The following is a 9,639-nucleotide window of genomic DNA, read 5'->3' on the forward strand; positions in this document are numbered from 1 at the left end:
CTTAGCATCACTTCCATCCTTACCTGATATAGTAACTCTTCCAGGCAGTAGGGGATGATACCAATTAGTGTGGCTACCTTTTCCAGTTCGGTAATTAAACCCCGCTTGTAGCAACAAGCTTTTCAATTCTCTAACTTTCTTGGGCATAGCTTCAGTGGAAATCTTTTATTGTTTTCATATTGCTTTTTTAGAGTTTTGGGTTCACTATCGTTCAGCGTTAGTCATTTCAAGCTAAATCTATAGTATGCGATCGCATCTACAAACATATCTAAATTTTGTCCATACTCAAGTATTTTTACTGAAAAATTTAATATCACAAAGTAATTATTTTTGCAATTTATTTCAAATACCACAATTTTAAATATCCAATGTTAAAATCAGGAATACATTTATTGCAAAACCTCAACCGAATCTGTACCCATACGCTAAAAATAATTTTTATTTATAAATTGGCTTATTCATCATAAATAAAAGTATTTAGCGCAGTCATAGCCTTAAATAAAAATAGGAGTGATATTGTGTTTAACTCAGGACAAATATTGCAAGAAAGATATGAACTTCAACAACAGTTGGGTCATACTATGGCTGGTCGTCAAACCTGGCTATCAAAAGATTTAAATAATGCCAATCATGAATTAGTTATTCTCAAACTTCTGGTTTTTAGTAATGATTTTCATTGGGATGATTTGAAATTATTTGAGCGAGAAGCCCAAGTATTGCAAAATCTCAATCACCAGAGAATACCCCGCTATCGAGACTACTTTTTAGTTGACCAACAGCCAGTCTCCGGTCTGAGTTGGTGGTGTTTGGTACAAGATTATATTCCTGGTTCCACCTTACAAGATTTGTTAGCAAAAGGCACAAAATTTAGTGAGGCAGAACTTAAACAAATTGCCAAAGAAATTTTGGAAATTTTGATTTATCTCCATCAATTAAATCCAGCCGTTCTCCATCGAGATATTAAACCCAGTAACTTAATTCAGAGTGAAGATAAACAGATATATCTGGTGGATTTCGGTGCGGTACAAGACCGAATGGCTGTCACCAGATTAACCTTTACTGTAGTGGGTACTGTCGGCTATACTCCAATGGAGCAGTTTTGGGGACGAGCTGTACCAGCTTCTGATTTATATGGTTTAGGAGCTACTTTAATTCATTTACTTACAGGTGTAGCTCCTGCTGATTTACCTCAGAATAATTTGCGAATTCAATTTGCAGGTTATACCAATGTAAGTGCCAATTTTATTAGTTGGATTGAAAAATTAACTGACCCAGCTTTAGAACAAAGATTCGCCACTGCGAATGAAGCTCTTGAGTTACTTTTTCAGCAAGTCGAATCTAATTCTGTTCAGACATTTTCCGCCCAAAAAAAGCCAGGCATACACCTTATTAGACCTTTTCTTGTAGTAACTAAAAATTCTCCAGATGAATTAGAAATTTATCGATATAAAGAACCAGTAAACTATAAACAATTGTTAATCTTAATCCCATTATTTTTATTTTTAATTGGGGGAGTTCAATTTTTGGGAATTACTGGATTTATTTTCTTAGTATGGATATTACTTAGATGGAAAATACTAGACGATTCCACCAACAAAGAAATTGATGTATTAATTAAAAAAATTGTAAATAGAGATGTTGATTTGATTAACAAAAATCACTATGGTGGTTATATTCGTTTTGATGCCAAAGATAAATATTTTGTATTTAAGAACTGCTGGTTTGGGAAATTTGAGTCAAGCTCTGATTTCATTACAAATATTCGCTCTATTTATGTATGTCAACAAAGTGAAAATTCCTCAGACCAACACAGCTGGCAAGTAGTTATCCGTACATATCGTCATCGTATGCGCTTAAATTGGCGCTTAAATGAGGAAGAATGTGGTTGGTTAGTTAATGAAATTCAGACTTGGCTCAATCAATCTTGAAGCACGACTATGGCAATTTTCCCCACAGTCCTTTCACTCTCACTATAACTATGAGCCAGCCCTATTTCAGCTAACGGAAAACTCCGGTCAATCACGGTTCGCAGTTTACCCGCTTCAATTAATTCTTTGAGATAAACTAAGTCTTCAGTGTTAGGCCTTTCAATTACAAACTTAGCCTTTTGTCCGGGAAGGAAAGCTGTTAACACACTCTGGATTAAAACTTCCGGTGTGGGTAGAGTGGAAATATAAATACCGTTTGGTGTAAGGACTCGTTTGCAATTAGAGAGCGATCGCTTGCCCACTGCATCAAATATAATATCGTACTGTCTACCTTCTTCTGTAAAATCTTTTTGAGTATAATCAATTACTCTATCTGCCCCTAGAGATTTCACAAACTCCAAATTTCTAGTACTACAAACACCAGTTACTTCAGTCCCTAAAGTTTTAGCAATTTGAACTGCAAACATACCTACTCCACCCGAAGCGCCATTAATTAGCACAGATTGACCTGATTTAATATTACCTTGGTCGCGCAGTGCTTGGAGAGCCGTCAGTGCCGCTAAAGGCAAAGTAGCCGCTTCCTCATAAGTCAAGTTCGTTGGCTTGGGAGCAATTAAATTTTCTGGTACAGCTGCAAATTCCCCATAAGCACCTCCAGGGAAGCTAGTACCACCATAAACAGCATCTCCCATCTGAAAACGTGTCACCTGTGAGCCAACAGCGACCACTTCCCCAGCCACATCAAACCCCAAAATCAGGGGAAAATTATTGCCTGTGAGCAAACTTAGCATACCCTGGCGAGTTTTCCAGTCAATAGGATTAACACTACTTGCATGAACCCTCACGAGCAATTGATTCGGCTTGATTTGCGGTTGCGCCACCTCTTCGTACTGCAATACCTCAGCAGACCCATACCGCCAGATAACTACCGCTTTCATGCTTTTCTCCTGCTACCCTGTTGAACTAAGAAACCTCTTGTCAACCATTAACCCAGTTTACAAGACACAGTGAAAGTATCTTTGGGCAGAATTATTCAGATATTCAGCAAATTTAAGCTTTTCCTCAAAAGCTGTGTAGGAATGTTCCATTCTGATTTATTCAACCCCAAATTCACACTTTTGATGATACACCCTTCAAAAACCTTGCACCTACTTTCGGGTTTATCAGCCTCAAACCTTTAATTTATTTGGGTTTTACATTTATTCAGCCAGCCCTAATTAATAGGTAATTTTATCCCCAGATCATAAAATAAATATAAAACGCATTTTCTTTTTTAAAAAAATGCTAGGTTAGATACATAATCAGATATCCTCGACATCTCAATTTTAACTTTGCGAAATCCTCAATCCATTCGCCGTTAACAAGCAAATCCAGTAAGTAATTATTCACATTATGACGTTGTAGACATAAATTATCAATAAGTGTATGATCGATATGAAGAGAAATCCTTGTTTAACGGCGTTTATGTAATTCCTTCTCGTTTGATTCTCTGTAAAAGTTAAAAAAAGATGAATTGCATTTTTAGCTCAAAAAAAATGATATGTTAGATACAGAATCGGACATTTCACGACTCTGGAGCAATAGGACATCAATCTGTTCCAGTTTTTCACCCCTTAATTCCCTAGTATTTGTCGTTTCAAATGGGATTTCAGGCTGATTTGAGTACAGATTTATGTATCTAAAAACTAAGAGAAAATAGATTAAGACCCTTTCTACAACTGGGTTACACATGAGTACCAAGAAATCCTGAACCCCTATTCTTAAATACTCGTACCCCAACTGAAAAATACTAGCACCCCTACCCGAAAAATAAATATTTAATGTTTGTAAAACCCACACAGATAGGGTTTGAAAATTTGAGTACAAGCGTAATAAATCCAATAAATTCTATACTCCATAAACGCACCGACCATTTGAGAGTGGCTGCTATAAATCTTATATCGCCAATCACTCAACGCCTAGCCAACAGCAAAAGCCAAGAGTGAGTGGAGGGATGAGATAGCACCATGCCTTAAATGAATCGAAGTCGCGGCTGTACCCACAAACAAATACCCCAGATAGACCTCAAACTTGACACACACCAGCCGAACTAGGAACTTAGTCAACAGTCAACAAATTAATAACTGTTAACTGATTACAAGACGCGACTTCAATTCTTAGGTAAAGACAGTAGCAACGGCATCTCCCACTGTGGCATTTAGCCCACCACTGACCCTTGCGAAATTCAATGATACTACCGTCTACCGGACTCCTCACCTCCTCCCATCAGGAACCAGCATCAACCCAAGCAAAATCAGGTGGTTGCGGATGCGACAGCAGCACCACCGTCGAAATGGATCAAAAGCTCCAAGAACGCATCGCCCAACATCCCTGTTATAGTGAAGATGCCCATCACCACTACGCCAGGATGCACGTTGCAGTTGCACCAGCTTGTAATATTCAATGCAACTATTGCAATCGCAAATACGACTGTGCTAACGAAAGTCGTCCTGGAGTAGTGAGCGAATTGCTAACACCAGAAGAAGCTGCACACAAGGCTTTGGTGATTGCAGGCAAAATTCCCCAAATGACAGTGGTCGGAATTGCGGGGCCTGGTGATCCATTGGCGAATCCTGAAAAGACTTTCCGCACCTTTGAATTGATTGCAGACAAAGCACCAGATATTAAGCTTTGCCTTTCAACTAACGGTTTAATGTTACCAGAATACATTGACCGCATTAAACAATTAAATATCGATCACGTTACTATCACCCTAAATACCATTGACCCAGAAATCGGCGCTCAGATTTATTCTTGGGTTCACTACAAACGGAAACGTTATAGAGGTGTTGAAGGGGCTAAGATTCTGCTAGAAAAGCAGATGGAAGGCTTGCAAGCTCTGAGAGAAGCTGATATTCTGTGCAAAGTTAACTCTGTGATGATTCCAGGAATTAATGACCAGCACTTGATCGAAGTCAATAAAATGATTCGTGAAAATGGTGCTTTCCTGCACAACATCATGCCTTTGATTTCTGCACCAGAACACGGCACACATTTCGGCTTAACAGGTCAACGTGGCCCCACACCCAAAGAAGTGAAAGCAGTTCAAGACAATTGCGCTGGCAACATGAAAATGATGCGCCATTGTCGCCAATGCCGAGCCGATGCGGTAGGATTATTAGGAGAAGACCGCAGTCAGGAATTTACTAAAGATAAATTCTTGGAAATGACTCCAGAATATGACTTGGAACAACGCACCCTTGTTCACGAAGGAATTGAGAAGTTTAAGGAAGAACTCAAAATAGCCAAGGATAAGGCGCGTGCGGGCAAGAAATCTGCCAATAATCCTAAAATTTTAGTTGCAGTTGCTACTAAAGGCGGTGGATTAGTTAACCAACACTTCGGTCATGCGAAGGAATTCCAGATTTACGAAGTGGATGGTAATCAAGTTACCTTTGTCAGTCATCGCAAGATTGACCAGTATTGTCAAGGTGGATTTAGTGAAGAAGCCACTTTTGAACATATTATGGCAGCGATCGCAGATTGCAAAGCAGTTTTAGTTTCCAAAATTGGTAACTGTCCTCAAGAGAAATTGCAAGAAGCGGGAATACGGACTGTTGAAGCTTACGACGTGATTGAAAAAGTTGCTTTGGAATTTTACGAGCAATATGTCCAGGAGTTAGGAAATAAGGCATAGGAATTAGGGAATGGGGAATTGTAGCAAAAGTCAAAATTGAAATACTTGTTGTGGCTTGGGTTTAGACTTTTTCCATGTCCTCACCACTTTGGTGGTTGCTATACAACACTCCCCTAAACCATTTCTCATGGGCGGGTTTATGAAGAATTTCGACGGAATACAGACATACTGTTTCAACCCCGCCCCTACCCATTTTCCACTCTTGTATTAAAAAGGAGAATAATTATGGCTTACCAAATCACTAGCCAATGTATTTCCTGTGATCTTTGTCTGTCTGTATGTCCCACTAATGCAGTGAAGGTAATTGACGGTAATCGTTGGATTGACCCCGAACTCTGCACAAACTGTTTTGGTAGTGTTTATTCTGTTCCTCAGTGTAAAGCTGGTTGTCCCACCTGTACCGGTTGTGTGAAACAACCCAACGATTATTGGGAAGGCTGGTTTGCTAATTACAATCGCTCTTTAGCAAAATTAACTAAGAAACAAGATTACTGGGAACGTTGGTTTAACTATTATTCCACAAAATTCTCTGAACAATTATCTCGCCATCAAAGCGAAGTCATAGGTGTATCAGGATGAGCATCATTTATTTAGACAATAATGCCACGACGAAGGTAGATCCAGAAGTTTTAGAGGTGATGTTGCCTTATCTGCGGGACTACTACGGTAATCCTTCTAGTATGCACACCTTTGGTGGACAACTTGGTAAAGCTGTAAAAATAGCCCGCCAACAATTAGCCGCCCTTATTGGTGCTGAGGAATCAGAAATTGTTTACACCAGTTGCGGTACAGAAGGCGATAACGCGGCTATTCGCGCCGCACTGTTGGCACAACCAGAAAAGCGACATATCATTACTACACAGGTTGAACACCCAGCCGTTTTGAATGTCTGCAAACAACTGGAAACCCAAGGTTACACTGTTACCTATCTTTCGGTAAATCGTCAGGGACAGCTAGATTTAAATGAATTAGAAGCTTCTCTGACTGGGAACACCGCCTTGGTAACAATTATGTATGCCAACAATGAAACCGGTACGGTTTTCCCCATTGAGCAAATTGGGTTAAGAGTTAAAGAATACGGCGCAATCTTTCATGTCGATGCAGTGCAAGCAGTGGGGAAAATTCCCCTAAACATGAAGACTAGCACCATAGATATGTTAACTCTGTCCGGTCACAAAATCCATGCTCCCAAAGGCATTGGTGCTTTGTATGTCCGGCGCGGTGTGCGCTTCCGTCCTTTGCTCATTGGCGGACACCAAGAACGAGGTCGTCGGGCGGGAACAGAAAATGTTCCAGGGATTATTGCTTTAGGTAAAGCCGCAGAGTTGGAACTCTGGCATTTAGAAGAGGCTACCACAAGAGAAAGAAAATTGCGCGATCGCCTGGAACAAACTTTACTCGCCAAAATTCCCGACTGTGAAGTGAATGGCGACCCAACGCAGAGATTGCCGAACACGACAAATATCGGTTTCAAATACATCGAAGGTGAAGCAATTCTACTTTCCTTAAATAAATACGGCATCTGTGCCTCATCTGGTTCTGCTTGTACTTCCGGTTCCTTAGAACCTTCCCACGTTCTGCGGGCTATGGGTTTACCCTACACCACCTTACACGGTTCCATTCGTTTCAGCCTGTGTCGCTACACCACAGAAGCCGAAATCGATCAAGTTATCGAAGTTATGCCCAGTATTATCGAACGTTTACGCGCCATGTCCCCCTTTAAAAATGATGATGCGGGTTGGCTGCAAGAACAAGCATTAATTCATAGATAGGGAATAGGGAATGGGGAATAGAAAATTTACCACTCCCCTACTCCCCCACTCAGCACTCACTACTCAGCACTCAGCACTCAATATGTGGGACTACACAGATAAAGTATTAGACTTGTTTTACAATCCCAAGAATCAGGGAGCTATTGAAGAAACTGGCGAACCTGGTGTAAAACTGGCAATGGGAGAAATTGGTAGTATTGCCTGTGGTGATGCCCTCAGATTACACTTGAAAGTTGAAGTAGCATCTGATAAAATATTAGATGCACGCTTTCAAACCTTTGGTTGCACTAGTGCGATCGCCTCTTCCAGTGCTTTAACCGAAATGGTCAAAGGTTTAACTCTCGATGAAGCTTTGAAAGTTTCTAATAAAGAGATTGCAGATTACTTGGGCGGATTGCCAGAAGCCAAAATGCACTGCTCTGTCATGGGGCAAGAAGCGCTAGAAGCCGCTATTTATAACTATCGTGGCATCCCCCTTGCTACCCATGACGACGATGATGAAGGCGCATTAATTTGTAGCTGCTTTGGTATCAGCGAAGCCAAAATCCGCCGTGTGATTCTAGAAAATCATCTCACTGATGCGGAACAGGTAACAAATTATGTAAAAGCTGGTGGCGGATGCGGTTCCTGTTTAGCCAATATTGATGATATTATAAGAGATGTAAAGGAGAAAGCCGCCGTACCTGCTCTCAACAACCACAGCGTCGGAATTGCTCAATCTGATCAGCAATCACCAAAACCTCTAACTAATGTGCAGAGAATTGCACTCATCCAAAAAGTTCTCGATGAAGAAGTCAGACCCGTACTAATTGCAGACGGGGGAGATGTGGAACTTTATGATGTAGAAGGCGATAAAGTCAAAGTCGTACTTCAAGGGGCTTGTGGTTCTTGTTCTAGCAGTACAGCCACCTTAAAGATTGCTATCGAAGCCAGGTTACAAGATCGTGTCAGCAAAAACCTGATAGTCGAAGCAGTCGCACCATAGTTTAAGATTTACACACCGCACAAATAGAGCCTGTTATTCATTAAGCAGGAACAGTAAGTAGGATTTGAAAGATAATTTTCGCCCCATCAATGCTTCATTCCTACTGAAAACACACAGCAATAGTACATAGGTGAAAGTATTCAACACCTAATTGCCAATTGCATTATCCAACTCGCTTCCAAGGAATCAGGTTATGAGTTTGTACGAAAACATTGGTGGACAACCGACTATTGAGAAAGTAGTTGATGCCTTTCATAAGAGCGTTATGGCAGACGGTAGCCTCAAAGGTTATTTTGCTAAAACCGATATGGCCAAACAACGCGCTCATCAAATTGCTTTCTTTTCTCAGATATTTGATGGACCAAAGCAATATTCTGGTCGTCCAATGGATAAAACCCACACAGGTATGAAGTTAAACGACCAACACTTTGATGCTGTTGCCAAGCATCTAGGTGCAGCCATGACCTCAGCCGGAGTATCAGCAGACAATGCCAGCGCTGCAATGGCTAAAGTCTCAGGCTTAAAGGCTTCTATTTTGAACAAGTAGGAATTCTGCATTGATTGGCGAGTAATTACGTCAAGTCCTGCTTGTTTTCTCCACATATTTGTACAGTGTGTAACTCCTTTGTCATTTGCTTGACAAGTGGCAAAGGAAACCAAATAAACAAAAAATTAACCCGAACTATTATGACACCAATACCCCTCGATTTTGCTGTGGAGCGATCGCCTCCGGCGTGTGCCTAAGCACATTCGCCCCCGGCGACGTTCTACAACCGCTCACTGCTGTAGCTCAACAGGCGTGAACGTCAACCAACAGACCCACTAACCAACCAATTGCAGGAGATAAATAATCATGACTGACGAAAACATTAGACAGATAGCTTTCTACGGTAAAGGTGGTATTGGTAAATCTACCACTTCCCAAAACACCCTAGCAGCTATGGCAGAAATGGGTCAACGCATCCTGATCGTTGGTTGTGACCCTAAAGCTGACTCCACCCGTTTGATGTTACACAGTAAGGCTCAAACAACCGTTCTTCACTTGGCTGCTGAACGTGGTGCAGTAGAAGATATCGAAATCGAAGAAGTAATGCTCACCGGTTTCCGTGGTGTTCGTTGCGTAGAATCTGGTGGTCCAGAACCCGGTGTAGGTTGTGCTGGTCGTGGTATTATCACCGCCATCAACTTCTTAGAAGAAAACGGTGCTTACCAAGACCTAGATTTCGTATCTTACGACGTACTTGGTGACGTTGTATGTGGTGGTTTTGCTATGCCTAT

The 9,639-nt window shown here is 41.0% G+C and carries 9 protein-coding genes; 7 read left to right on the plus strand and 2 right to left on the minus strand.

Annotated elements, in window-relative coordinates; translation table 11 throughout:
• Positions 1 to 147 (minus strand): type II toxin-antitoxin system HicA family toxin (locus VB654_RS09065; protein ID WP_323213473.1); only part of this gene is annotated, 147 nt, incomplete at its 3' end.
• Between the two features lie 371 nt (positions 148 to 518).
• On the opposite strand from VB654_RS09065, the gene VB654_RS09070 reads away from it, so the two are divergent.
• Positions 519 to 1,928, plus strand: coding sequence for a serine/threonine-protein kinase (locus tag VB654_RS09070; protein WP_323213390.1), 1,410 nt, complete (start codon positions 519 to 521; stop codon positions 1,926 to 1,928).
• On the opposite strand, the gene VB654_RS09075 is transcribed toward VB654_RS09070, so the two are convergent.
• Positions 1,919 to 2,866, minus strand: a complete 948-nt coding sequence (locus VB654_RS09075) for an NAD(P)-dependent alcohol dehydrogenase (protein WP_323213391.1) — start codon at positions 2,864 to 2,866, stop codon at positions 1,919 to 1,921. The genes VB654_RS09070 and VB654_RS09075 overlap by 10 nt on opposite strands.
• Positions 2,867 to 4,155: 1,289 nt before the next feature.
• Here VB654_RS09075 and nifB point away from each other — a divergent pair.
• The 6 genes from nifB to VB654_RS09105 all read left to right on the plus strand — a co-directional run.
• Complete coding sequence (gene nifB, locus VB654_RS09080) at positions 4,156 to 5,604, plus strand: nitrogenase cofactor biosynthesis protein NifB (RefSeq protein ID WP_323213392.1); 1,449 nt, start codon at positions 4,156 to 4,158, stop codon at positions 5,602 to 5,604.
• A 225-nt stretch (positions 5,605 to 5,829) separates the two neighbouring features.
• A complete protein-coding gene (locus tag VB654_RS09085) occupies positions 5,830 to 6,183 on the plus strand; it encodes a DUF362 domain-containing protein (protein ID WP_323213393.1) in 354 nt (117 codons plus the stop codon).
• Positions 6,180 to 7,376: a cysteine desulfurase NifS gene (nifS, locus tag VB654_RS09090; protein ID WP_323213394.1), complete on the plus strand. Its 1,197-nt coding sequence runs from the start codon at positions 6,180 to 6,182 to the stop codon at positions 7,374 to 7,376. Before VB654_RS09085 ends, nifS begins: the two co-directional genes overlap by 4 nt.
• 82 nt (positions 7,377 to 7,458) lie before the next feature.
• Complete coding sequence (gene nifU, locus VB654_RS09095; protein WP_323213474.1) at positions 7,459 to 8,361, plus strand: Fe-S cluster assembly protein NifU; 903 nt, start codon at positions 7,459 to 7,461, stop codon at positions 8,359 to 8,361.
• A gap of 193 nt (positions 8,362 to 8,554) precedes the next feature.
• Complete coding sequence (locus VB654_RS09100; RefSeq protein WP_323213395.1) at positions 8,555 to 8,908, plus strand: group 1 truncated hemoglobin; 354 nt, start codon at positions 8,555 to 8,557, stop codon at positions 8,906 to 8,908.
• A 306-nt stretch (positions 8,909 to 9,214) separates the two neighbouring features.
• Positions 9,215 to 9,639 (plus strand): AAA family ATPase (locus tag VB654_RS09105; RefSeq protein ID WP_323213396.1); only part of this gene is annotated, 425 nt, incomplete at its 3' end.

The organism is Nodularia sp. UHCC 0506, assembly GCF_034931045.1.
Taxonomy (GTDB): Bacteria; Cyanobacteriota; Cyanobacteriia; order Cyanobacteriales; family Nostocaceae; genus Nodularia.

Excerpts from the sequence above, each read along its gene's own strand:
- nifB (WP_323213392.1), top strand. The coding sequence starts at position 4,156 with ATGATACTACCGTCTACCGGACTCCTCACCTCCTCCCATCAGGAACCA.
- VB654_RS09075 (WP_323213391.1), bottom strand. The coding sequence starts at position 2,866 with ATGAAAGCGGTAGTTATCTGGCGGTATGGGTCTGCTGAGGTATTGCAG.
- VB654_RS09085 (WP_323213393.1), top strand. The coding sequence starts at position 5,830 with ATGGCTTACCAAATCACTAGCCAATGTATTTCCTGTGATCTTTGTCTG.
- nifU (WP_323213474.1), top strand. The coding sequence starts at position 7,459 with ATGTGGGACTACACAGATAAAGTATTAGACTTGTTTTACAATCCCAAG.
- VB654_RS09100 (WP_323213395.1), top strand. The coding sequence starts at position 8,555 with ATGAGTTTGTACGAAAACATTGGTGGACAACCGACTATTGAGAAAGTA.
- nifS (WP_323213394.1), top strand. The coding sequence starts at position 6,180 with ATGAGCATCATTTATTTAGACAATAATGCCACGACGAAGGTAGATCCA.